Below are 23,141 nucleotides of genomic sequence, written 5' to 3'. Positions count from 1 at the left end.
ATCGGGAACCTCATCGACAAGTTCGGTCGCGAGATCGGACTGACGTTTCCTTGCGGTCCAAAGGTGGAGGAGCTAGCCAAGAACGGTCACGATCTCCTGGACCTTCCCTATTCCGTGATGGGAATGGATGTTGCGTTTTCCGGCATGCTCACGGCGGCTCTTCAGCTGCGGTCCTCCGGAGCGGGGGACGGCGACATTTGCTATTCCCTTCAGGAGACAGCCTTTTCCATGCTCACGGAGGTCTCGGAGCGCGCCATGGCTCATGTCGACAAGGACGAGATCCTCCTCGGCGGTGGAGTTGCGCGGAACAAGAGGCTTCGGTCAATGGTATCGAGGATGGCGGACGACAGGGGCGCTGAGATGTTCGTTCCCGCCGGGGAGTTGTGCGTGGACAATGGTGCTATGATAGCCTGGACGGGATTCCTTATGCATGACTCTGGCATGAGAATGAGCATCCCCGAGACCGCCGTGAAGCAGAGGTTCAGGACCGACGAGGTCGACGTGGGTTGGCTCTAGATATAGTCGGCGAAGACCTCCGTGCCGCTGCCCTTCCTTACGTCCACACCCGCATCCCTCAGCAGACTCTCAACGGCGCTGAACGTGCAGAGCAGATCGGTCATCGTGCAGAAGCCCATCGTGCCGATTCTGAAGATCTTGCCCTTGATGTGTGCCTGTGCGCCTGCGACCACCACGCCGTACTTCTCTCTGAGCGTGGTTCGGAACTCCAGGTCATCGATTCCCTGCGGGTATCTGATCGCCGTGACGGTGTCGGAGGCAAATGCTGGGTCCGGGAAGAGCTCCAGACCGAGCGAGGCAACGGCTGCCCTGGCGGCCTCGGCCATCCTATGAATCCTTGCCAGTCTGTTCTCCAGGCCTTCCTCCTTGAGCAATGCAAGAGATTCTCGAAGGGCGAGAAAGAGAGGAATCGCCGGAGTCCACGGCGTCTGGCTTTTCTGCTCGATTTTGTCCACGTGCTTCTTGAGATTGAGGTAGTACGGCACATCCTCATTGAGGGTCTCGTAGGCCCTCTCCGATAGGTACAATATCGCAAGCCCCGCTGGTGCCGCGAGCGCCTTCTGGGAACCCACAATCGCAAGGTCCACTCCCCACTCGTCCGGTTTGAACGGCAGGCCGCCAGCCGATGTGATTGCGTCCGCGATGACAAGCGCTCCGTGGTCCTGGGCAATCCTTGCGATCTCCTCGAGCTGGTTCGTCATCCCAGTCGAGGTCTCGTTGTGGCAGATCGTGACCGCCTTGAAATCCCCATCCTCCAAGGCCTTCTCGATATCCTCCAATCCGAACGGCTTGCCCCAGTCCGACTCAAGAAGGGAAGAACTTGCGTACACTTCGCTGATCTCATGGAATCTCTCTCCGAACTTCCCATTCGCGAGGTTCAGGATTCTGTCATCCCTTCGGAAGAGGCTGCTGATGGCCGCATCCAGTCCCGCCGTTCCCGAACCTGAGAGGACACAGACGTGTTTGTCCGTCTGGAACAAGTACTTGCTCAGATCCCTAATCTCTCCTATCACTTCCGTGAATCCCGCTCCCCTGTGTGCGACGTAAGGAGCCGTCATCGCCTGAAGGACTTTCGGATGCATCTTGACGGGGCCAGCAAGCATAAAGATAGTGTCTTTTGGGGTCATGCGACTGGTGCATATCCATCCAGAATATAAAAGATTCGCAGTCCTCCGTTCTCATGTCCGTCGACCTCAGAATCGAATATGTTTAAATAGTACCAATATGATGCCTTGTCGGACAACCGTAAGTCAAAGAGTGTCAAATGGGCATCTCAGCAAAACCGGGAGATACTGTGAAAAAGGATACAGAGAAGGTCACCATAAGAATTCCCAGACGATACGTGGATGCACTGGAATTCCTAGTGGAAGCCGATGACTTCCCATCGAAGTCGGAAGCCATACGGGTCGCCATTAGAGACCTCACCTATGCAAGGGTCGAGCTGGTGATTGAGAAGCTCAAGAAGATTGAAGAAGCAGAGAAGTCGATAAACGAGATCAAGGATATCCGGAAGGAGTACCTCACACGCTAGCCTTGTCAACATTACCAGGGATGGGATCGAACTACAGGCAGCAGGACCAGCCCTATCACTTCACGCTTACCTCCCCCCCTTTTTTTTTCTTTTTTTGCCGTAGCTCGACTAAGATTTATGTACTGAATGCCGATTGAGGAGTTGGATGTTGAAGGAGACAACAATGGTCTCGGTCCTGCTCGTACTGCTGATGCTGAACATAATCACGCCGACTCTTATGGGGCACCGAGAGTCCGACATAGCCACGATTCCCATGATGCTGGTGGATGCAAGCGATAGCGATGTTCATATCTATATCAAGGGTGCGCTCTCGGACAACAAGTATACACATATCTCGATAGTCGTCACGGGCATAGACAACGAGACCTACAACAGAACCGTGCTGGAAGATGAGAGCTACGTCACGAAACAGATAGTGCCGCTGGACCAGACGACGGAAATGCGCATTGAGGTCCAGGCGCATGTGGAAGAGGACGAATGGTGGTTCAACTGCACCCTCCGGGTGGACCAGGAAGATGTGTCAATAGTATTCTGGATAACCTCGGAGGATGAGGACGGAGACTGGAGCCCCGAGAGACAAGAGGATGTCCCCTTCAGACAGCGATTGTTCCTCAGGAGGCGATGAGCATGAAGATCGGCAAGTGGACATTGCTCTGGCTGTCAATAGTGATCATCTTAACAGTCGTGCTAGCGGCCCAGATGACAGGGGCCATAACATTCGGAGACATAATCGCCAACTTCTTCCTCTTTCTCGTCGTCCTTGTGGTGATCGCGATACTGGCCATCATTGGAGCGATGTTCGTCGGTGTCTTCATCAGTCATCGGATCTTCTCCGTGCAAGCGTTCACGCCCTTCGAGGAGGAGATGCTCAGGATGAGGGAGGAGGTCGCCGAGATCAGGGAAGCGATCGACAGGATGGACGGGCAGCGTGACAGGTCCGGGAAGGAGAAGGACTAGGCCAACTTCTCGGGACAGACGCTCCTTCGAGAGCAGTGGACGCACTTCATCCGTCTGCCGTGGTTCCTGTGAACGACACCGGTTCTTCTGGCCTTCCGCATTTCCTCCAGCTTGTTCAGAACGAGCTCCTTGAGGTCAGGAGTGTAATCGATCTCGTGCTCGACCTCTCCGTACTTCAGAATGCCATATGGAGGAGGATCGCCATATTCTTCCTCAAGAAGGACACAGTAAGCGGCGGTCTGTAGGATGTGCGAGAACAGCGGGCCCCGGGGCGTCCTCCCCGTCTTGATCTCCACGGGGATATGGAACTCCTCTTCGAGGACGACGTAGTCGGGTCTCCCCCTGAGCCCGTGCTTCTCGGACTCGAACATCATCGGCCTGATCCGCTCGTCGTCTATGAACGCTATCTTTCCGTCTCTCACGTCGTACGACTCCCGCTTCGCCTTGGCCACCTGCAAGTGCTTCAGCGACCTGTAGAGGAAGTAGGCTGCGCCAACCAGCCAGCTGAGGGCAATCACCTGCAGCACCTGACTGAGGAGTACGCTCTCAAAAACGACGATTGAGACAGAGAAAATGGCGATTACCGTTGCTATCATCGCGAAGCTCAGGACGACTCTCTCTGATATCAGACGGTCCAGGGGAGTCGAGAGTGTCTCCGCCTTGTAGAGGAAGTAGGAAGAAGCCAGCAACCATATCAGCGAGATGGCACTGAGGATCTCGCCAACGATCTGCTCTCTCTGCAGAATCGTCACTCCGAGAACGGAAATGAGAGTGGCGGCTATGGCAAAGTAGAGAACGGCTGTCTCAGACTCCTTGGCATGACCTTCCCACTTACTTATCTTGGTGATTTCCGAGGCTATCTTGGCATGCTTCCTCTCTCCTTCTGAGAGGTCTTCCTCGTCCACCTCATTCTTGCTCAACCACCAACTGAGCGGGCAGTATCCATATTTCTCGAGCTCGCTTGCAGAGAACGCCTTTCCGTTTCCCACGGGATTTGATTTACAGCGTCCTTATATATCTTTTGTGCGCCTTTTCCTGAAGTGATAAAGAAGAACTGGGAGCGAGACCGCCGGAATCACGATCGCCGCAACCGCGATTCCCAGTCCCAGTGACTCATCGTCATCCTTGACCACAAGCTCAATGGATGCAGAGTCAGTGTTTCCCCAACCGTCCTCCACCTCGAGTGATATAGTGAACGTCCCCGCTCTGGGGAAGGAGATGTCGACCACCGTGCCGTTCGCATCCTCGAGGCCGTCCGAGTCCGTGTCCCACGAGAAACGGACTATTCCGCTGTCATCATAGGAATTCAGAGCGCTGAGAATGACGGATTCCCCCGCTTTCGCGGTCGCGGGTCCGTCGATCCTGGCCACTGGAGCTGTGATATCGTCCTTCCAGTCATGCAAGAAGATGAGCTCGAAGTAGGCTGCTATGCGTTGGTTTCTCAGTATCAGACCTGCTTCCCTGTTTCTCGTGAAGGAGTTGCGGTTCCAGTTGAAGCTGGATATGAGTACTCGTTCGCCATCAACGACCATCCCCTTGTTGTGGAGCTTCACGATGCCGTGTTCGGCGAGCCCCATCAACTTGGCGGTCATGTTCAGACCCTGGCTCGAGGCCAGCGAATTGAGGAACTCCACGGTGTCATCATTGTCATTCAGGTCTTCCGGGAGGACGTTGTACCATGTCGAGTCGAGTAGAACCCTCACCTCACAGCCCCTTTGGGCGGCTCTGACTAGCCTGTCCAGAAAGGGATTCAAGAAGTCGATTCCCCCGACCCTCCAGGTCTTTCGGATGTAGAACTGCTCGACGAATATCCGGTCCTCTGCCGCATCGATCATCCCCATAATCGTGTCATCATCCAACGCGTGGTCAGGTCCGACGACCGTTGTGACCTCCACATCGTCAGTCAGCCTCAGCTCGGTGAGAAATGGCTCTTCATGTGCGCTGGAGTCATCCTCATCCTCGCGCACGTGGAGCCGCTCAAACGCCTCATCAAACGCCACGCTGTCTCTCCGGAGCGGATTCCAGTCCTCTAGGAATACCTCCGTGAAGTACGCGGCAAGGTCTTCGTCCTCGACAACGACACCCCATCCCCTGTTCCCTTCTCCATCGTCCGGGTAGCCATTGTGACCCCAGTTCTCCGAGGAGAGCAACAGGCTCTTGTTGTCGATCACAGCGTACTTCGCATGGTTGAAGGCATATCTCTTGAATATCGCATCCTCAGGGAACTCCACGAGGAGTCTCACATCAACACCCAAAGAGGCAAGATCCCCGATCAATTCGCGCTCCTTGCTGGTGATACCGCTGACAGGCTGTCCTTCGAGGAGGATCATAACCTCCACGCCCCGCAAGGCCGCCTTGGCAAGCTCGTCGCCAATGGCTGTGCTGGTGAACTGATATGCGTTCAGCAGTATGCTGTCCGTCGCGTTCCCCATGAGCTGCCTGACAACCTCCAGGGACACCCCCGGAGAATAGAAGGAGGTCACGGGACCGCTGACAGTGAACGACTCCCGCTCGAAGCTCGACTGGCCTATCCCGAAGCTCATCAGGCTCTGCCAGTCATCCGACGAGTTGGTGTCCATAAGCGTCCCGTTCTCCGACAGTCTCCTCGCAACGGCACCCTTCCTCGTGACTCCCGCGCGCTCCCCATCCCATCCGAGCACGACTACCTCGGAATCTCCCCAAGTGAATGAGTCCACCTCCCTGTCGTACTGCGTCAGGAGCACGACCTCATCTCCGTCGTTCCTGAGGGCAAAACGACCTCCGTAGGCCAGCATACGATTCGCGTCCCCGCGGGCATATGTAAAGTCCGCTTCCCTGAGCACATCCTCGAAGTAGGAGGTCGAGTTGTGGGTCAGGCATAGTCTCTGGTTCGAACCGATGATAGTGTCCCCCGGGAACGAGACGTCCCCCTCATTGTCCGTGACGATCCAGCCCGTGAGATTGACATGTCCAGTGCCGCGATTAAGAATGCAGACGTACTCGTCGTCCCTCAGGTTGTGATAATAGACTTCGTCGAGAAGCACGTCGTCCTCCCCCGTCTGGTATATACCGTTCGACAAGCCGGGTGTGGGAGGCAGAGAGAACCAGTCCTCCGGTCCATCAGAAGCCTCCCCGTTCGGAAAGAGCGAGAGGGACTGCCCTGTCCTCGAAGTGAGGTTCCTGCCATCCCATTGAACACCCAGGGGAGGATAGTCGACGAGGCTGCCTGGACCGTAGGCGAAGAAATCGAAGTCAGTCCCGTCACTATCCAGGAGGAGTTCATCGCCATCGTTGTTCCCTAATCCCGTGCCTAGAATATCTTATGACCCTTAGCGTACCTAACGACATGAAGATATAAGATGTAGTAAGAGATATTGTAGTCCATGAAGAAGAAAGGAACCAAATCGAAGAAGAAGAAGATAGAGCATGAGAATGTGGACGCTAAGCCCATTAAGACGCCGTTAGAGGGCACGTATGAAGTAGACGTGCTCATACCCAAATACCGCATAGAGAAAGCCCTCAGACACCATCTAGACCAGCCTCTAACAAAAGGCTATATCGAGACGGTTCACCATACCATTGACTACCTAGCGAACCGCTTTCTTCTTCGCATGGTCGAACACAGCACGCATACATTCAGCATGAGGAATACGTGGCTAGAGGAGGCGAACCGCAAGCCCAAGACCCGCATGGACGACGGCGTGCTGTCGGACTTATATTACGAAGTTGGCGAGAAAGACGTGGAAAAGCTGGACGCGATACACGAACTCATAAGGGATTTGACTGGTAGCATAGGCTTCTTCAAAACGGCTGAGAGCATCCAACACCTACTATTTGCGGGAAAAATACCGCGAGACTAGAACCTGAGAACCTTAGCGCGCCGTCGGTCTTGGAGAACCCTGAGTTTGCGGAATTTCACACGGCGACGGCTCTCTATGGCACGCTTGACCTTTTCCTTTCGTATGAGGGCGTCCCATTGTTGTTCTGGCGTTAGCTCAGTCATGCGTTCACCACCATATCAACGACGGCCTGAGTGTCCACCGTTGCTATTCCGTCTGCACCACCAACGAACTCATACCTAGCACCCGACCGATGTATTGAGTGGGGCGCGACAACATACGAACCCTCGCCGATAACGTCAAGCTCAGGATAGCGCGCTGTCGCGGGTGCTTGACCATTCTCGGCGCGGTAATACACATGACCGCCACGCGACGTTTGGACTGTCAAGCTGTCGCGGTGCTTGTCGGTGAAATGCTCGAAAGCCCCGTCGCTGTCGAAATCAACGACAAACAGCCCCCCTGAGACATTACCACACACGACGCCGATATTCCGATTGCCGTCGTCCCCGAACCAGTCATCTATCTCTTTAGCGTGTGGCTGGCGTCCCTGATACTGTCTCCAACGCGGAAGTGCGGGGCGCTTGTCCCCGTGCTTGACAGGAATCAGGCTCAGCCCCATACCGAGATAGTCATACGCTAGGTCAAGCGTTGATTGACTTGACCACTTGATAACGCCGTCAAGCTGACGCGCAGTTAAGAGTGGGGGGCTAGGGGCTACACGGCGCGGTATTGGGCGCGTCCAAGCGGTTCGGTCATGCTCGATTACTTGTCGCTCGGTCATAGCAGGGTCGAAGTCGTCCCATTCCGCTAGGTCGCGGTAGATCGACAAGCGCTCGGCACGGGCATAACCGACTTGGGGACAGCCTAGATATCCGTTCAGCCACAAACGACCGTCCCGCGAACAAGCAGGGTTCTTCAAGTGTCGAAGCACTTCCAAGACCCATTCAAGCTCGCGTATGCGGTCAAGCTCAGGGTATTGCCTACTTATCTCTTGTCTGGATGGCTTAGCCCATGCTGAATCCTTACGCTCTAGAATGGTTCTCATATCGACCAAATCCCATGTGCCTACTCTATTTCTCAGCGGTTGTATAAGAAAGTTTTGTCGGATACGAACGATTTCTATCGTTCCATTCCCAACAAGTCGGAAGAGATGGTGAACGGGACGGGGGGATTTGGTCAAGAACCGAACCCGTCCCGTTGTGGTTGTTTCCCCGCGGGACAGTCCGAACAACCGATCTTGTCGGCGTAAATGGACTGTCCCGCTGGCCAGAACCAAGAGTGATGTAGATGGCTCTGCAACATTACTATCTCATGCGTCCTATATAAAATATCGTGCTTAACTTAATACGGTAGGGGTGCAATAATGAATGATAGAGGCGTGTAGGATGCTTGTTGCACGCATTTAGGTCGAATGTAGCAAAAGGATTGCATGGGTGTAGGTCCTATGACGCAAGACGATAGCAATGAAGATGGAAAATCGAAGGCTGAAACACTCGGCCCAATGGTAAAAAAGGTCGGTATTCCCTACCACAAGCGCGAAAAGGTCATCATTAGGCAGACGGAAACCATCTGTTTCATGCGGAAGGAAGGTTTCTCAGTCCGGCAGATAGCGGAATATCTCGGCGTTTCCGATATCACCGTCTATCGGCGTATGCGAGCAATACCGTGGCGCGATAGAATGAGTTTCGAGAGGCTGTCGATCTAGCACCGACGCCTTCTGTTTTCCGCGCCCCAACTCTTAACCCCCCCTACCCCCCCTTCTCTCTTCCCCCGTTCTCGGAAACCATCAGGGCGGAACGAGAAGCTGAGGATCTAGCAGAGGACGAACCACCGCCACCGCCTGAGGACTAGGCATACTTCTGACAGTATTGGCAGAACCAACGTTGATACTGAGGAATCCAGGCCATGGGTCTCTGGCATGTTGGACATGGGTAGCCTGGGGGCTGTGCGAATTGTGGTGGTTGCGGCTGAGGTGTCCCAACGAAAACCACAGGTCTAGGCTTTCCAGCACCAAAGACAGCGGCGACTATCATAAGGAAACCTACAATCCCTGAGCCAATACCACCGTAGGTCAAGAAAGAGTAGAAGTCGCACTCACTACTATTGAATGCGTATGTTATGGGGTTTCCGCAGGCGTCCATGTATGGAAGGCCGATTGATATGCCTGCAATCCCCCCAACAACGAGGATCAGCCCGACCACGACTAGTGCTGTGTTGGACATAATGTCAAAACCCTCCAATCCGTGCAACATCTGAGTAGGTCTTAATCCTTTCGCCACAAGCCTCAGGCCAGAGGGATGTCGTCTGATGTTGCGATACTGCAGTACCGTGACACCAAAAGCGGTCCAAAGAGAGAGGCCCTCTCTCCGACAGTCTTATCTCGTGAGTCCCGGAGGCTCGGTGACCTTCGTCCCATGTTCCCGGGCTATCTCGTGGAGACGTATGCCCTGAAGCATTATGTCATCGGTCGCGTAGAGACGTCTGCAGTTCTGGTCTACAAGAGCCGCACCCATTATCAGAGCATCCGCTGGAGTCAGGAGGTAATCAATGGACATTAGCCTATCTGCCATGAGTATCATTTCGTTTCGCTGTCCGAATCCAGTGATTTCGACGGTGTTGCCACTTCGTAGCCGACTCCACTTCGCTGCCGCATTAGAGCAACGCTCTGAATCCTCTTCCGCCAGTTTCGCAAAAGCTTCGCCGATTGCGACCATGCATACACACATCTTCACACGTCCTTCGTTCGCCAGACGGGTCATACATCTACAAAGATCTTGGTCATCCCGTTCGTCGATAAGAGCTCGGAAGAGATCCGTGTCTAGGTGCACCCGGGGACGAGTTCTGCCTCTTCCAGGAATTTCCACGCCCCCTCTAGCTCCCCGCCAAGATATGGTTTGAGTTTCCTTACATGGGAGAAAATGGCCTCTTTCGACAATCCCTTATTGTGCTTCCACGTTGAGTGCAGGGTTGTGGCTGCCTCTGTGAAACGTAATCCTCTCGTGAGGGCCTTCTTGATAGTATCGACCATGGAGGCTGGAATCTTGGGTGACTTGGCCAATCTAAAGGTTGCCGTGTCTGCCTTATAGTAGTGGTCAGCCAGGTTCGGAGAGTAAGGTCCCCTAAGGTAATTGGAGAAACTGTAGTCACTAAGTGGTTTATATCCCAGGTTCTTGAGCAAGTAGATGGACTTCTGGATTCTCAATCTGCTGTTGAATGAGTTGCCCCTGAGGTCCTCTCCGGTTGCCTTTCCTAGGGCTTCTAATATCAACGCGAGATTCTCCAGTCTTTCCTCTTCGTTCATCGTGAACCCTCCAGCGATTACCTTCGACACTACTCAAAAGAACAATGTGTATCGCCACATAAATAGATTTCGAACCCTTTCGCCACAACCTATTCATACCTCTGGATTCATTCTCTCTCTGAGGCTGGGACGACCACGCGACCTCGTTGTCGCAATCAACAGAGGTTCTGGACAAATCTCTGCCCCGAGATTCCCAGCCTCTCTGTGAGGGATCGCATGAATCAAAGTGGAGGAGGAATCTGGCAAGGTATTGCTGTTGGGAGCTTGGTATTGGCAGCATTGTCGATGGTCGTAGCTGTTGTCGTACCTGGGCCTCAAGGAGACGTTGGACCAACGGGTGGGCAAGGACCCCAGGGAGATCAAGGAATCCAGGGTCCTCAAGGTGAGCAAGGACCGGAAGGGCCTCAAGGATTGCAGGGAGTGCAGGGACCGCAAGGAGATCATGGACCAACGGGACCTCAAGGACCACAGGGTGATTCCGGCCCCCAGGGACCGCAAGGAGATCCTGCCCTAGGCACTACGATGGCGAACGCCTCGTCTGGGGGTCTCCAGAGAATCCTTGATACCTGTACCCACTTCAACGGCGGGGAAGTTACGATTACTGTTGATGGACCCGGGATGGTCGTCGTCTCTGCAACCCTCACGTTCGAGATTGAACACACAGTCGGCAACCAGGATTTTCTCGAGGCATACATCGGTCAATCGGACTCGGATTGTACCAGGGACGATCACATGCTTTCCCAAGGCGTTGACGCCGCCGAACCGACCCAGACCTTCATCTCCACAGTCTATCTCCATAAGCCCTTTGCCGTTGCGGGAGCTGGGACTTACACCTACTACTTGAACGCGGAGATGGCGGTCGGAGCATTCACGTGGGACAACTTCGCGATGGTCTCGATGATCGCCGTGTTCTACCCATCCTAGCAGTCGCGTTCAACCTTAACCTTGTCGAATGGACAAGCCTCCGTCTTGCCTCTATCTCAAAGGCTCTGAGGACTGAGCGCAAACCTCATAACCGCACGCTCCTATCACATAGGTCGTGAACGGGTTTCGGCGTCTCTCCCGTGTTCTCCGCTCAGACGCCAATGGCGTTGGGGACGCGTTCTAAGGCGTCGTCCCGTTCACCTAGTCTCATGCGGGTTCTGATACTTATCTCGGACGGGACGCGCTCTATCGCCGTCAAAACAGCCCTATACGGCGCAATTCACACGTCCTAGCTACAACATCGCGGAGAAGATACCTAGAACCGCGCTAGAACGCATACAATATCGGAGATAGAGGAATACTCGTTTGAGGGCTACGTGCTGTTAGAGGGCTGTTCTAGGGGCTTGTAGTAGCCCCCGTTAGCTATCACGCGCTCGGCATGGATTAGGCTTTCTCCGACAACTAGCGGGGCTTGTGTGCTCGGATTCCGTCCCCGTCGCCTCTTTATCAGCACGACCTGAACCGCATTGAAATCATCGTCGCTGATGATATGCTCATGCTCATTCCGTCTTAGCTCTTTGGCGCGGTAGCAGTAGCCCGCATAGACGGGATTGTGAACGATATGCATGACAGCCCTGTCGTTGAACGCATTACCGCGTTTGGTCTTGTGGCCGGCGCGGTTAAGAGCTAGGGACACGTCTAGTAGTGAATGCTTTTGAATCAGCTTGAACGCCATGCGGATTCCCTCAGCCTCGGAGGGATTGATGACTAGGCGCGCCTTCCCTGGCTGTCCCTTCCCCTCTAGATCATAACCATAGGGGGGCTTAGTATTCCAGCCAAATCTATCGTTCTGGAACTTGTGGTCAAAACTGGCATGAACGCGCTCGGAGATTTGCTCAGATTCAAGCTCAGCAACCAACATCATCATCTTGACGGCAAACCTGCCCATCGACGTTGAAGTGTTGATATCACCCTCTATCGTCGCGAAATCCTTTTCCGCTTTCGTGAGGTCGTGAATCCAGTTAAGAGCTTTTCGGGAATTGCGCCAGAACCGATTAAGATGATATGCTACACACATATCCCAACTGTCTATGGCGTCCATCATGCCGTCATATCCATCGCGCTTGACGTTGGCGTATGCCGACTTCCCTTTGTCCTCGTATATCTTGACAAGCTCATATCCTTTCGATTCCGCAAAGGCGCGAATCCTTTTTTCCTGAGCCTGCAAAGACACGCCCTCATCCGCTTGTCTTTTGATAGACACACGAATATAGCCCACTACTCGCTTTTTCCCATCCGTTCCCGTTCTCGGTTCTCCGCTCATAAAAAAGGATATACGTCGTGTTCTATATAACCCTTAGGGTTGAGCAAGGGCTGTGAGAAGTTCATGTACAGCGTGATTCTGCCATCGCCTGCGTCAAGTTCAGACTCCCCTTTGCCGATTCTCAAGAGTATGTAGGTTCGCTCGGGGAGGATTAGAGGTGGGAGGGTGAACACGTGGCCGTCGAAGTCGGTCAGCGTCCACCCTCCAGTGTCCGTCTCCCCCTCCACAACCAGGACCTCTATCCACTCTCCGTCGACTTCATCCCCAGGGGGGTCGTACATCACCTCGTTGATGATCAGTTCGCCCCCATCTCCCGCTGATGTCCCGGCTGGGAGGCCAACGAGAGCGGCCAAGAGGATAGCGACCGTGATTGGAGCGAGCTTCACCATCAATGAGGACTAACCCAGATCCCGTACTTATCCTGGGCCAACGCATGCAAGGCGCGTGCTGACCCGACACAACTCACACAGAACAGGCGAGGGAGGCCTCGCGTAAGCCCACCCTAGGGAACACCAGATACGAGATCCATCATCGCCTTCTCGGGGTCCTTGGACTTCACGACACCCGAGGCAACAAGAACACCGGACGATCCCAACTCGATGGCCTTTCGGACGTCCTTGCCCGTCTTGATTCCCGCCCCGCAGAGCACCTCGATTCCCTTGTCGATGGACTTGATGGCCTCCACGGCGCCGCTGATGACCTCTGGTTTGGCCTTCGTGACGGGTACGTCCCCGCCGATCAGCTCCGGCGGCTCGATTGCGATATGCGTGGGAGCCAGGGAGGCACATGCCTTGCTGACCCCGATGCTGTTCGTGCACACGACCGTCGAGATCTCGACCCTCCTGCACTCAGCGACCGCCCTCTCGATGTCGGCAATCCGCATCCTCCTTTCCGAGTGGTTGATGAGCGTTCCCTGCCCGCCTCCCTCCTTGACGGACATCGGCGTGACGTGACCCGTAAAGCTCCCCACTCTGGCGCCGTCGACATGCTGTGCGTACACAGGAACGCTTAGCTCGTCGGCATACTGGCCAAGGTGAACGAGTGGCGGACAGACCACCACGTCAACACCGGAGTCAAGGGAGGCTCTCTCGCAGATCCTCGCAAGTTCGAAACCTCTCCTACCGGTGCCCTCCTCGTAGGACTTGAAGTTGACTATGATCACGTCCGTCATTCCATTGCCTCGAATCTAGATGACAGCTTGGAAAGGACCTTCGGCAGGGTTGTGTACTCCATCTCCGAGAGCGGAAGCCTGTGCGGCTCGAAGGGGCCGTGTCTCCTCATGTAGTCCGCTATCTCGGCCGCTTTCTTCCTTGTCGGGTCGAAGGCAGGATCGTCGAAGAGGTCCACAGGACCCACGAGCGTGGCGTCGTTGACCTGGAAGCCCAGTGCGAGGACCCTTGGCGGGCCATCGAACCTAGTGCACTTCGCATCGGTCAGTGAGACCGGCATGAGCGGGCCGTTGTGGGAACCCCTCATCCAGCCGCTGACCAAGTGCGGGAATGCAAACGGCTCCAGGACCTCTCCCAACGCGGGAAGTCCCGACTGTGCTCTCACTACCGCCACGGGGTCGTCCTTTCCGACGTACTCGCCCGCTATGTGTGCGAGCTTCTCGGTCGAAACAGCCGCCACGGCCTCCTTCGGGGGAAGCTTCCCCTTCTTCGGAAAGATTCGCTTGATGACGAAACGGGATTTCGCGCCGATCAATGCCAGTATGTCATAGAGTTCCTCAGGGGACTTCATCATCACCTTCTTGTGCTCCATGATGTCCCATATCTCGAACATGAAGCCCGCATGCATGGATGGGTCGATCACCAATCCCGCCGTCGAGAAAGGGTCGCCGAACATTCTGAATACGGGAAGGTTGAACGCTCCGGGCTCCGTCTTGTCCATCATGAACACGACGATGGGCTCTGCGGGTCTCTCGGTGAACTCGAGCTCCGCCACGCCTGGCCCCATCCCCTTTATGTTCCCTGAGAATGCATCGATTAGGAGGTCCTGCCCGGCTCCGTAGAGCTTCAGCGACTTCGCGTGTTTCGTGCCATCCTCGAATGTCTTCCAAGCGAGCTTGTGGATGTCCTCGGAATCCACTCCCCGCCTGTGGGACATGATGAGCTCGAGATCGTCCCCGCAATGGGTCACTCTGAAGTCATCTATCAGGCCATCATCTTTGGCCTCCTGCATGAAGCCGCAGGCAACGTCTTCAAGGTGCGGATGCACCACAACATGGCCAGGGCAGCTTCCGATGTCCGCTTTTATAACAGAAATCGTGGTCTTCTTTCTCGCCATTGTCCTCCCCGTGGGCATATACGAGGATTCCTATTAAAAGCATACGAGGGTCAACGCTATCACTTCTGATTCCCACAGGGTCAGGTTTAATTCCGCGTACATCCCATTTTCGAGACAACCAAGTCAGGTGAGACGCAGTCTCGACTCGCGGTGAAATGAATGGGCAAGAAGAGTTCCAAGAAGACATCGACGAGGAGTAGAGCCAAAAAGCCCGCTCCCAGGAAGGCTCCCGCCAAGAAGAGCCAGAAGAGGTCCAAGAAATCTCGAAGGAAGCCACAGGTCGAGCGAGGAGCCGCTAAGATATCAAAGACGGAAGCCGCGCTCAAGGAACTCAGGCGATTGGGCGCGGAAACCAAGGACATGGTCCAAGACCTTTCGGACGCGAAGTTCCATTTCAAGAACAAGGACTACAGGAAGTCGATCTCCTTCTGCAACAGGGCCCTGAAGGTCGGCGAACTCTCCGAACGCACGAAGGAAGCCCGAGATCGGGCCATCAAGGTGGCCGGCGAGGCCAAGAAGCTGAAGAAGCTGAAGTTCGACATGTCCGAGACGTTCGAGATACTGAGCGCGACCGAAGTGGCGTTGGCGGACTCCAATTTCAAGGCATTCAAGAGCCTCCTGTCCGAGGCGAAGAAGAGCATGAACCAGGTCCAGCAAGCAAAGAAGCTCAAGAAAGACTTGGAGAAGACGATGGCCTCCGTGGAGGATCTGAAAGCGAAGGGCGCGATCACGCTGGAGAGCGAGATCCTCCTGAGCGAGGCGGAGGAAGCACTGAAGCTGAAAGACCTGAGGAAGGCGGGGGATTTCGTCAAGGTGGTCAAGAAGTGGATCGACATCGAAATCCTGGAAAGAGAGAGACAGGAGTTGCTTGTGGCTCAGGACCAGAGGGAGACCTCCGAGAAGCTGACCAACCTGCCGCCGCAGATACAGGAATTCCAGAAGTTGGGGATAGACACGTCGGCTATGGAGGACTACTTGGCGAAAGCTCAGGAGGCGCTTGATGAGGGGGACCACGTCGCCGCGAAGAGAAACGTCCTAGAGCTGGATGAGATCATACGGAGTCTCAGGGGGTCTTCCATCAGGGCCGCCCGAGAGGCAATCGACCGGGCCAAGGAGAAGATCGAGGAAGCACGCATGCGGAACATTGGCGTGTTGGTGGCGGAGAGGTCTTTGGGCCAAGCGGAGAAGGCGTTCGTGCGGGGGGAGTATAAGGATTCGATAGACTTCGCTCAACTGGCTATGACGTTCGTCAAGCGGTCCCTTGGACGGATGGCGGTGCAACAGAGCGCCGCGGAAGGCGATACGGACTACACCGACGCCCTCATAAGCATCGGGAGGATGGTATCCGAAAGGGGCAAGCCTCTAGAGGAGGCTCCTGAACCCCCATCGGAAGGAAGCAAGATGGCAGACGACTCTATTGCCGACCTGGAGTCCACATATCTCACACTCAGGGCACAGGATGACCTCGAGTCGATGAGGAGCACGATAGACGAGACTGGCAAGAAGGAGACGGGAGTGAGTGAAGCGAAGATAATGCTTCGAAAGGCCCAGGACGCCTTCAAGATCGAGAACTACGCAGCGGTGACGGTGTTGGAGCGGACCGTGAGGGACCTTCTGGTCGACGAGAAAGCGAAGAAGGGCAAGAGCGCTACCTGATCATCTTCTGATGTCCTTCAGCACGCCGAAGTCCAGAAGGCCCGCCTCGTCCTCCACTGCGTAGACCCGACCCTCTTCTGCCGAGACTCCTCTGAGCGGGGGAGATATGAAATCCAGCGTTGTGACATCAGTGCCTAGTGCCAGCGGGGAGAACGCTGGAAGCACGATGATGGTCGGCGTGACGAGAAAGCACGGAAGCTTCACGGTCGCGCCGATCTTGTCCCTGAGCCCAAGCGACGGGTGCTCGTGTCCCATGACCAGCGTGCCTTTCCAGCTAACCTCCACGTGACCATGGGCGAAAGTGTACCCACCAATGGTCGAAGTCGCGGAGAGATCCAGCCCCTTTTTCGCCAGGATGGTCTTCAGGAAGTTGTCATGATTGCCTCTCAACAGCTCGACGTCCGCCTGGCTCAAGATGAAATCGAGAACCTCGTTGACCTCATCCCACTCTTGAACTAGATTCTTGGAGAACTCATGCTTGAAGTCACCGTCGATGAGGATTCTGGCGGGGCTGTATTTCTCGAGCAGTCTCTTCAGGCGCTCCACCATCACGTTCTTCTGGAATCTCGGTATCGAGACTCCCTGCTCCAGCAAGGCTCCCTCGTACCCGAGATGGAGGTCCGCGATGACCAGGAGACTGTGATCCTCCAGGAAAAGGGCGTGGTGTCTGCTGATCTTCGTTCCAGGGAGGACCTCGACATCATCCATCGCCTCATCATCATGTCACGGTTATTTCTGCCTTTGTCTTGGGCCACGCGCCGCGCTTCGTGGCTCGGGAGGTTCATCGAACCCCCGATTACATTTATTACATCTCCTTCCCGTATGCCATGCGATGCTAGAGCATCCGCTCGTCAGGGAGAACGTCATCGAGGAACGTGAGTTCCAGATTTCGATTGCGGAAGAGGCTGCCAAGAAGAGCAGTCTCGTCGTTATCCCCACGGGTCTTGGGAAGACGATTATCGCCATCCTGGTGATCGCGAAGACACTGAGAAAGGGCGGGCGGGCTCTGATAGTCGCACCGACGAGGCCACTTGTGGATCAGCACGCGAACAGCGTGCGGAAGTTCCTGACGCTGGGGAGTCCCGCCTGTCTGACGGGCCAGCTGTCGAAAAAGAAGAGGTCCACGCTATGGAACGTCTCCAACATCGTCGTCGCAACCCCGCAGGTCGCCGTCAACGATCTGAAGGCCGGGCTCATTCCAAACAACATAGTGCTCACGGTTTTTGATGAGGCTCACCGAGCGGTCGGGGACTACGCGTACGTCCCTCTGGCGAAGGGGCTGAGAGAGCTGTGCCCAGGCATGTTGGCTTTGGGGCTCACCGCATCTCCAGGGCATGAGATTGAGAGGATTGAGGAAGTGACAAAGCACCTCGGGATCAAGAACCTCATCATGCGTACGAGAGAAGACGAGGACGTCGCCCCCTATGTCCAGGAGGTGGACGTGAACTGGTTGGAGGTCGCACCATCCGAAGTCATGGAGAAGATCTCGGGTTATCTCACGAAGTTCCTTCATGAGCAGCTGAACGCTCTCCGCCGGTACGGCTTCCTGCGCAATAGGAAGAACATCCAGGTGAGGATACAGGATCTGACCGATGTGAGGAAGCAGATGCATGCAAGGAGCAAGGGAGGTAAGTTCCCGCCCTACCTGTTCCAGGCCTCCAGGCGCCTGTCTCTTGCCCACATGGCGAATCATGCGATACTGTGCGTCGAGCGGCAGGGGGTCGATTCCTTTTTGAAGTTCGTCGAGCCCAAGACGAAGGAGGGCAGGTCGAAGCATGATGCCGCCTTCATGAAGGACGTGAGGGTGCAGAGGGCATTCAAGGCAGCCAAGAAGTGGAAGGGGCCATCCCATCCGAAGCTCAAGCCGTTGCTGGCCACCGTGAAGGATCAGCTGAGGCTGAAGCCCGACTCCAAGATCATCGTCTTCGCGGAGCTGCGGGACACGGTGCAGCACATCGTTGGCCTCGTGAAGGGTCTGGACGTGTCCGTTGAGCGGTTCGTGGGCCAGGGCACGCGCGATGGGAGGAAGGGGATGACCCAGAAGCAACAGCAGAAGACCCTTGCGAGATTCGAGGGAGGAGGCTTCAACGTCATGGTTGCCACGAGCATCGCCGAGGAGGGTCTCGATGTGCCTCAGGTGGACCTCGTCATATTCTACGAACCCGTAGCCAGCGACATAAGGCTCATACAGCGGAGGGGGAGGACAGGAAGGGACGCCAGAGGAAGGGTCGTTACCCTCACGACTGACAGGAGCGCGGACGAGAGGTATCTTTGGGCGGGGATCAAGAAGGAGAGGAAGATGAAGCGGCTCGTAGACAAGATTGCGGCCGCTGCCCGAAAGGGCGAGGCATCCGACGAGGGCGATCCCGAGTCCGGTCCAGATGTGGAGTGGAAGCCCAAACCGAAGCAGCCCACGCTCGATGACTTCGTCTAGCCGGTTGCGGAAGGCGACATCCATGGAACGAAAGGAAGCTCGGAGCACAGATACGGAGACAGGAGACAGAGTGCCCCCTGGACAGAAGGTCACGGAGAAGTTCCCCGTCCTACATGCGGGACATGTACCCGAGATCGACATCTCCAGATGGACCTTCGCAGTAATGGGTCTGGTCGAACGAGAGAGAGTGTTCGACTACGATCAGTTCATGTCCCTCGCGCGTGTGGATATCATGTCCGACGTTCACTGTGTCACAGGGTGGTCGAAGTTCGACAATCTGTGGGAAGGCGTCGGGTCCTTCGGAATCAGAGACCTTGTCACCATGTTGCCGGAAGCGCAATTCGCCATCATTCGTTCCTTTGGAGGCTTCACGACGAATCTCTCGCTCGAGGATTTCTTCCAGCCCGATGTTCTGTTCGCGGTCAAGCACAACAGTGAACCTATAACACCTGAACACGGCTATCCGGTGAGACTGGTTGTCCCTGGGTTGTACTTCTGGAAGAGCGCGAAATGGGTCACAGGGGTCGAGTTCACAGATGAGGACAGACCAGGGTTCTGGGAGACTCGCGGGTACCACAATCGTGGGGACCCATGGAAGGAAGAACGATACAGCGACTCGCCCGCACAAGAGGATGGACCGGAGGGGATTTGAACTGATATGGGTTTGGAACCCTACATTTCACTTGCTTCAACGTACCTCATTCTGGCTTTTTCTCTCGATCATCTTTCCCAAATGACCCTTCCACAATCCCAATCTCCTCATCTGTCAGACCATATAAGCGATACACGATTTGATCGATAAGTTCGTCTGTCTTGTCAATCCTTTCCTGCAACTTCAGAACGTCGGCATGATACTTATCATACACCTGCATTATGTCGCTTAGGTTTGGAACTTTACCTGCAAGTAGCTTTACGAAATCCTTGAATGCCTCAGGGCTCCAAGTGAGAACCGTGTCCAGATGGTAAGTCTTGAACGATTTTTTCTCTACATAGGCTCTGCATTTCCTTTTCTTGTAGAGAGAGCGACCTTGTTTGCCCTTCTGCAGGGTCTTGAAAACCTCTTCCTCTACAACACCCTGGAGATCGGTGAAGAATGTCTCAGTCTGATTCTGTTTTTGTCTATGCATCTCAATCATCTGGTCGGCTAGATAAGCCAGGAGGTCATGGACTACATCGCTCTCCTCCTTTTCTCTGACCAAATTGCCCCCTTTGGGCAGCCGTGACTTGAGAAAATCGAGAATGGGGTTTCTGGCCTTAGTTTTCAGATACTCCTGATATAGCTCTTTTGCATTCTCTAGAAGTGCAACACGGGCTTTCATTGGGGTAGTGAAATCAATCTTAGGGATGGGGATATGTTCAAGAAGATTGGTGTAATAGTCGAATTCCGCTTTCTTTCTTCGACCATAGAATAACTGATAAGCCCAAGTCATAAACCGAGAATTCAGAAGGGCTACAACAAAATGAGGATCTACATAAGAAAACTCATCTTTAATTGCAAGTGCGTATATATCTTGAGATCCTATCAATCCAAGGTAATCTACTCCAAATCGATTCTCTGGTGCCTTGAAGGGAGTGACGATTTTGGGTTTAGTTTTGAATAGACCGACTGCATTGACAACTGCAAATTCATACCATTTCTTTCCAGCTTTTTTCACCGCGTATCTATTTTCGAGATCCTTACGTTTCTTTTCAAGGATTGACAATGCCTTCGGGTATTTGTCAATGTCTTTTCCATTTAAATCTATCCAAACGGATCCTGAGGGTGTTAGAGAGTATTGTTTGATCTCTCCATTCTTAATGATTGGAACACAGGCATCATCCTCAATATCGAATTCCTCTAACTCCTCTTTCGTCAGGGTAAATGCACTATCTAGCCCAGTATTCCATCCCATTGCGATATTACAGAGACCTTTCTTTCCACCCAAAGGGATGGAAACTCTCTCAATTCCATCTTTGATTGAAAGTAGTTTCATAGGCAGAATCCGCCATGGTTCGTCTAACGGTAGAAGGTCTTGGCAATACTCAAAAGCCAGTACCTTTTCCAAGTCAAACCCGGGTTTCTTTCCTTGCTCGGCAAATAAGCGAAACAGATTCTCATGCGACTCCTTCCAATCAATTATCTTTCGAGAAAAGAAGATGTTACCCTTGTTTTCTCCTACTTGGAAGAATGCCACTACACACCGGGTGTTGACTCCAGGGAATAGTTCCATATTCCCAAAATCATTCCACTCGATGAATCTGTAATTCTCTTTCAGAAAATTCCTGAAAAGGTCTGCATTCTGTGCTTCAATGAAATACCTACTTATGATCATACCGACGTACCCAATCTCTGCACGACAGAGAGTCTTGTTGACAAATAGGAAGTGATAAAGCTGGTCGTTCTTTTTTCTAAATATTGTTGAATGAACACTCTTGAGATAGGCTTTGTCGTCTTCTTTCAAGTCTTCGATATTTGCATAAGGAGGATTCCCCACAACCGCATCAAATCCAGGATTCGTCTTGATCCTTCCTTCCTCAAAGAACACCTCTGGGAACTCCAGCTCCCAGTGGAAGAAGTCCTTTTCTTCTGCGATTTCCGTGGCGCGCTTGAACCAAGCAGTCTTTGTTTTTGGTTCCCAATTGGTGGGGTAGTCCAGGGAATAGAGGAGATCGAAGTAGACTTCCTTTGCGTCTTTCTTCTCGGTCTGTGTTACCTCGTTTCCAAAATAGATGGAGGTATGCACATCTGCAATCGCCTTCGTCTTCTCGTATTCAGGCAGTTGCCGGAACTCCTCGAATACCCGCTCCTTCCGCTTGATATCCTCCAGGTGGTCATCACTAATTGCCTCGAGTTCTTTGACCTTCGATATGAGCTTATCAATGAAGATCTCTGCGATGAATGAGGGGAGGGAAGTGTCCTCGTCCTTCTTCCCCTTGCCCGAAGAGCGTTTTGGGTAGTCTTTGAGGGTCGATAACCTTGCTCCGATTAGACTGTTCCCACACTTGAGTCGGTGATCGAGAAACGAGAGAGGTTTGTCGGTACTTACAGTGGAAAGCCATAGGCTGACCTTGGATAGTTCGACCGCAAGGTCGTTCAGATCCACTCCATAAATACAGTGACGGATGACTTCTCTCTTTGCCCATTCTAGGCTGTGTTCACCAGGGGAAATCAGTTCTGCCTTCAGGTCTTCCTCGAGTGCTCTTAGCAGTGCGTCTGCCAGGAACTCAGTTGCCTCAACGAGAAAGTGCCCGCTACCCATTGCTGGGTCACAGACTTTGATTGAGAGAATCTCGTCAGACCTCTTCCGTTTCAGTCTTTTGGCCTTCTCAATTCTTTCCCTAACTATCGGTCCCAGAGTGTGTCGCACGATGTATTTCACTATGTGTTCGGGTGTATAGTAGGAACCTGTTACCTTTCTCTCGTGTTTCACGGTCTCCAGGAAAAGTTCTCCCTTTCTGGCCTTCCTTTGCGAAGGGAAATCCTTAAAGGACATTCTTCCATCATATTCGTCGAAATCTATCCAGATCTCACCCTTCTTTTGCTTCACCGCAACCTTGTCTGTCTCAGCGTAGCGGAGTTGGAACTCCAAAAGCACTTCATAGATGCTACCGAGATGACGTATTTCAAGTCCGGCGTAGTCCACATTCACGAACTCGTCTCGTTTCTCTAGTCTCGGTGCTGTACCCAGCAAATCAATGGCACGTGCAAGATACTTATCAGAGATATCGTGCGTTTGCAGGAAATCAATGTGTGTCAATCTGCCAGATTCCCTTGAAAAGAGACCCCCATTGTATGGGGGGATTCCCAATTCCTGATTCCCCTGGTCAATGAGTCTAAAGAGGTCCCTCAATGCAATCCAGAGACGACGAGAGCTTGCATGAAAAGAGGTATCACTACGGGACGCGCCCTTCGTCTTCTCCCGAATGGTCTCAAGAGAGAGGTCGCGATATCCATCAGCATCTTTTGGAAGAAGTCCCCTTGCCTCTCCAAGAAACACGAACAACAAACGGTATAGAAGAATGAAGCAGCTCTTGCGTACTTCGTCACGCACCTCCTTTTTCGATGGGTCAAGGTTGTTCTCGGGCCACATTACAAAGCCCTGAGCGAGTTCCCGAAGTGCACCGTACACGCGGTCCTGCAACTCCTCCCCTACTTCTTGGGTGTACTTCGTGCTCTCTTCTTTGACGAGGTCTAGAAAGCAGATTCCATCCTTTGGGACGAAAGCTTCCCGTCTGAAGAGGTTGTAGAAGTAGAGCCACTCTTCTATATCGTCCCTTTGGGCCAAATCATGCAAGTCAACCTCAAAGTATCTGCTCGTTGGCGAGTCGTGGTTCAGAAGCCGCCAACGACTGCCATCCGTCAGTATTCCCCACCGCGTCTGAGTATCAGCCATGTAGTCATAGACTTGCCTAAC

Annotated in this window: 21 protein-coding genes and 1 pseudogene; 11 read left to right on the top strand and 11 right to left on the bottom strand. The window is 53.8% G+C overall.

The window, feature by feature from the left end:
- A partial coding sequence (locus tag LN415_07010; protein MCJ2556842.1) for a UGMP family protein occupies positions 1–516 on the top strand: 516 nt, incomplete at its 5' end.
- On the opposite strand, the gene LN415_07005 is transcribed toward LN415_07010, so the two are convergent.
- Positions 513–1,619 carry an alanine--glyoxylate aminotransferase family protein gene (locus LN415_07005; protein ID MCJ2556841.1) on the bottom strand — a complete coding sequence of 369 codons (1,107 nt, stop codon included), beginning with the start codon at positions 1,617–1,619 and terminating at the stop codon, positions 513–515. The two genes, LN415_07010 and LN415_07005, sit on opposite strands and share 4 nt — an antisense overlap.
- 161 nt (positions 1,620–1,780) lie before the next feature.
- On the opposite strand from LN415_07005, the gene LN415_07000 reads away from it, so the two are divergent.
- The 3 genes from LN415_07000 to LN415_06990 all read left to right on the top strand — a co-directional run bounded on the left by LN415_07000 (position 1,781) and on the right by LN415_06990 (position 3,004).
- Entirely contained in the window at positions 1,781–2,047 is a 267-nt protein-coding gene (locus LN415_07000) for a ribbon-helix-helix domain-containing protein (protein MCJ2556840.1), read from the top strand.
- A 145-nt stretch (positions 2,048–2,192) separates the two neighbouring features.
- Positions 2,193–2,672, top strand: coding sequence for a hypothetical protein (locus tag LN415_06995; protein ID MCJ2556839.1), 480 nt, complete (start codon positions 2,193–2,195; stop codon positions 2,670–2,672).
- Positions 2,669–3,004, top strand: a complete 336-nt coding sequence (locus LN415_06990; GenBank protein ID MCJ2556838.1) for a hypothetical protein — start codon at positions 2,669–2,671, stop codon at positions 3,002–3,004. The genes LN415_06995 and LN415_06990 overlap by 4 nt, the downstream gene beginning before the upstream one ends.
- On the opposite strand, the gene LN415_06985 is transcribed toward LN415_06990, so the two are convergent.
- Together LN415_06985 and LN415_06980 are read right to left on the bottom strand one after the other, a co-directional pair.
- Positions 3,001–3,993 carry a PD-(D/E)XK nuclease family protein gene (locus tag LN415_06985; protein MCJ2556837.1) on the bottom strand — a complete coding sequence of 331 codons (993 nt, stop codon included), beginning with the start codon at positions 3,991–3,993 and terminating at the stop codon, positions 3,001–3,003. The two genes, LN415_06990 and LN415_06985, sit on opposite strands and share 4 nt — an antisense overlap.
- A 21-nt stretch (positions 3,994–4,014) precedes the next feature.
- Positions 4,015–6,027: a phospholipase D-like domain-containing protein gene (locus LN415_06980; GenBank protein MCJ2556836.1), complete on the bottom strand. Its 2,013-nt coding sequence runs from the start codon at positions 6,025–6,027 to the stop codon at positions 4,015–4,017.
- A 339-nt stretch (positions 6,028–6,366) separates the two neighbouring features.
- On the opposite strand from LN415_06980, the gene LN415_06975 reads away from it, so the two are divergent.
- Positions 6,367–6,843 carry a hypothetical protein gene (locus LN415_06975; GenBank protein ID MCJ2556835.1) on the top strand — a complete coding sequence of 159 codons (477 nt, stop codon included), beginning with the start codon at positions 6,367–6,369 and terminating at the stop codon, positions 6,841–6,843.
- Positions 6,844–8,266: 1,423 nt separating this feature from the next.
- Positions 8,267–8,527, top strand: coding sequence for a helix-turn-helix domain-containing protein (locus LN415_06970; protein ID MCJ2556834.1), 261 nt, complete (start codon positions 8,267–8,269; stop codon positions 8,525–8,527).
- Positions 8,528–9,197: 670 nt separating this feature from the next.
- On the opposite strand, the gene LN415_06965 is transcribed toward LN415_06970, so the two are convergent.
- Positions 9,198–9,392, bottom strand: a complete 195-nt coding sequence (locus LN415_06965; protein ID MCJ2556833.1) for a hypothetical protein — start codon at positions 9,390–9,392, stop codon at positions 9,198–9,200.
- 248 nt (positions 9,393–9,640) lie between these two features.
- On the bottom strand, positions 9,641–10,123 hold the full coding sequence (locus tag LN415_06960) for a hypothetical protein (protein MCJ2556832.1): 483 nt from the start codon (positions 10,121–10,123) through the stop codon (positions 9,641–9,643).
- Positions 10,124–10,426: 303 nt separating this feature from the next.
- Here LN415_06960 and LN415_06955 point away from each other — a divergent pair.
- Together LN415_06955 and LN415_06950 are read left to right on the top strand one after the other, a co-directional pair.
- Positions 10,427–10,624, top strand: a pseudogene (locus tag LN415_06955) (collagen-like protein).
- A gap of 21 nt (positions 10,625–10,645) precedes the next feature.
- On the top strand, positions 10,646–11,047 hold the full coding sequence (locus LN415_06950; protein ID MCJ2556831.1) for a hypothetical protein: 402 nt from the start codon (positions 10,646–10,648) through the stop codon (positions 11,045–11,047).
- 373 nt (positions 11,048–11,420) lie between these two features.
- On the opposite strand, the gene LN415_06945 is transcribed toward LN415_06950, so the two are convergent.
- From LN415_06945 to LN415_06930, 4 genes are all read right to left on the bottom strand, one after another.
- Positions 11,421–12,371 (bottom strand): recombinase family protein, encoded by a 951-nt coding sequence (locus tag LN415_06945; protein MCJ2556830.1) that lies wholly within the window; start codon positions 12,369–12,371, stop codon positions 11,421–11,423.
- Complete coding sequence (locus tag LN415_06940; protein ID MCJ2556829.1) at positions 12,368–12,760, bottom strand: lamin tail domain-containing protein; 393 nt, start codon at positions 12,758–12,760, stop codon at positions 12,368–12,370. The genes LN415_06945 and LN415_06940 overlap by 4 nt, the downstream gene beginning before the upstream one ends.
- Before the next feature lie 113 nt (positions 12,761–12,873).
- Complete coding sequence (gene tpiA / locus LN415_06935; GenBank protein MCJ2556828.1) at positions 12,874–13,542, bottom strand: triose-phosphate isomerase; 669 nt, start codon at positions 13,540–13,542, stop codon at positions 12,874–12,876.
- Positions 13,539–14,657, bottom strand: coding sequence for a fructose-1,6-bisphosphatase (locus tag LN415_06930; protein ID MCJ2556827.1), 1,119 nt, complete (start codon positions 14,655–14,657; stop codon positions 13,539–13,541). Before LN415_06930 ends, tpiA begins: the two co-directional genes overlap by 4 nt.
- A 159-nt stretch (positions 14,658–14,816) precedes the next feature.
- On the opposite strand from LN415_06930, the gene LN415_06925 reads away from it, so the two are divergent.
- Complete coding sequence (locus LN415_06925; GenBank protein MCJ2556826.1) at positions 14,817–16,313, top strand: hypothetical protein; 1,497 nt, start codon at positions 14,817–14,819, stop codon at positions 16,311–16,313.
- Here LN415_06925 and LN415_06920 read toward each other — a convergent pair whose 3' ends face one another.
- On the bottom strand, positions 16,314–17,021 hold the full coding sequence (locus tag LN415_06920) for a metallophosphoesterase (protein ID MCJ2556825.1): 708 nt from the start codon (positions 17,019–17,021) through the stop codon (positions 16,314–16,316).
- A gap of 124 nt (positions 17,022–17,145) precedes the next feature.
- Here LN415_06920 and LN415_06915 point away from each other — a divergent pair, with 124 nt between their 5' ends.
- Together LN415_06915 and LN415_06910 are read left to right on the top strand one after the other, a co-directional pair.
- Positions 17,146–18,747 carry a DEAD/DEAH box helicase gene (locus LN415_06915; GenBank protein ID MCJ2556824.1) on the top strand — a complete coding sequence of 534 codons (1,602 nt, stop codon included), beginning with the start codon at positions 17,146–17,148 and terminating at the stop codon, positions 18,745–18,747.
- A gap of 22 nt (positions 18,748–18,769) precedes the next feature.
- Positions 18,770–19,399 (top strand): sulfite oxidase-like oxidoreductase, encoded by a 630-nt coding sequence (locus tag LN415_06910; GenBank protein ID MCJ2556823.1) that lies wholly within the window; start codon positions 18,770–18,772, stop codon positions 19,397–19,399.
- A gap of 46 nt (positions 19,400–19,445) precedes the next feature.
- Here the strand turns inward: LN415_06910 and LN415_06905 are convergent, their stop codons facing one another.
- A complete protein-coding gene (locus LN415_06905) occupies positions 19,446–23,120 on the bottom strand; it encodes an N-6 DNA methylase (GenBank protein ID MCJ2556822.1) in 3,675 nt (1,224 codons plus the stop codon).
- Positions 23,121–23,141 lie beyond the last annotated feature (21 nt).

This window comes from Candidatus Thermoplasmatota archaeon (genome assembly GCA_022848865.1).
Classification (GTDB): domain Archaea; phylum Thermoplasmatota; class Thermoplasmata; order RBG-16-68-12; family JAGMCJ01; genus JAGMCJ01.
This window is presented reverse-complemented; position numbering and strand designations above follow the sequence as displayed.

Excerpts from the sequence above, each read along its gene's own strand:
- LN415_06970 (MCJ2556834.1), top strand. The coding sequence starts at position 8,267 with ATGACGCAAGACGATAGCAATGAAGATGGAAAATCGAAGGCTGAAACA.
- LN415_06995 (MCJ2556839.1), top strand. The coding sequence starts at position 2,193 with ATGTTGAAGGAGACAACAATGGTCTCGGTCCTGCTCGTACTGCTGATG.
- LN415_06940 (MCJ2556829.1), bottom strand. The coding sequence starts at position 12,760 with ATGGTGAAGCTCGCTCCAATCACGGTCGCTATCCTCTTGGCCGCTCTC.
- LN415_07000 (MCJ2556840.1), top strand. The coding sequence starts at position 1,781 with ATGGGCATCTCAGCAAAACCGGGAGATACTGTGAAAAAGGATACAGAG.
- LN415_06945 (MCJ2556830.1), bottom strand. The coding sequence starts at position 12,371 with ATGAGCGGAGAACCGAGAACGGGAACGGATGGGAAAAAGCGAGTAGTG.
- LN415_06990 (MCJ2556838.1), top strand. The coding sequence starts at position 2,669 with ATGAGCATGAAGATCGGCAAGTGGACATTGCTCTGGCTGTCAATAGTG.
- LN415_06930 (MCJ2556827.1), bottom strand. The coding sequence starts at position 14,657 with ATGGCGAGAAAGAAGACCACGATTTCTGTTATAAAAGCGGACATCGGA.
- LN415_07005 (MCJ2556841.1), bottom strand. The coding sequence starts at position 1,619 with ATGCTTGCTGGCCCCGTCAAGATGCATCCGAAAGTCCTTCAGGCGATG.
- LN415_06960 (MCJ2556832.1), bottom strand. The coding sequence starts at position 10,123 with ATGAACGAAGAGGAAAGACTGGAGAATCTCGCGTTGATATTAGAAGCC.
- LN415_06915 (MCJ2556824.1), top strand. The coding sequence starts at position 17,146 with ATGCTAGAGCATCCGCTCGTCAGGGAGAACGTCATCGAGGAACGTGAG.
- LN415_06975 (MCJ2556835.1), top strand. The coding sequence starts at position 6,367 with ATGAAGAAGAAAGGAACCAAATCGAAGAAGAAGAAGATAGAGCATGAG.
- tpiA (MCJ2556828.1), bottom strand. The coding sequence starts at position 13,542 with ATGACGGACGTGATCATAGTCAACTTCAAGTCCTACGAGGAGGGCACC.
- LN415_06905 (MCJ2556822.1), bottom strand. The coding sequence starts at position 23,120 with ATGGCTGATACTCAGACGCGGTGGGGAATACTGACGGATGGCAGTCGT.
- LN415_06950 (MCJ2556831.1), top strand. The coding sequence starts at position 10,646 with ATGGCGAACGCCTCGTCTGGGGGTCTCCAGAGAATCCTTGATACCTGT.
- LN415_06965 (MCJ2556833.1), bottom strand. The coding sequence starts at position 9,392 with ATGGCAGATAGGCTAATGTCCATTGATTACCTCCTGACTCCAGCGGAT.
- LN415_06910 (MCJ2556823.1), top strand. The coding sequence starts at position 18,770 with ATGGAACGAAAGGAAGCTCGGAGCACAGATACGGAGACAGGAGACAGA.
- LN415_06925 (MCJ2556826.1), top strand. The coding sequence starts at position 14,817 with ATGGGCAAGAAGAGTTCCAAGAAGACATCGACGAGGAGTAGAGCCAAA.
- LN415_06920 (MCJ2556825.1), bottom strand. The coding sequence starts at position 17,021 with ATGGATGATGTCGAGGTCCTCCCTGGAACGAAGATCAGCAGACACCAC.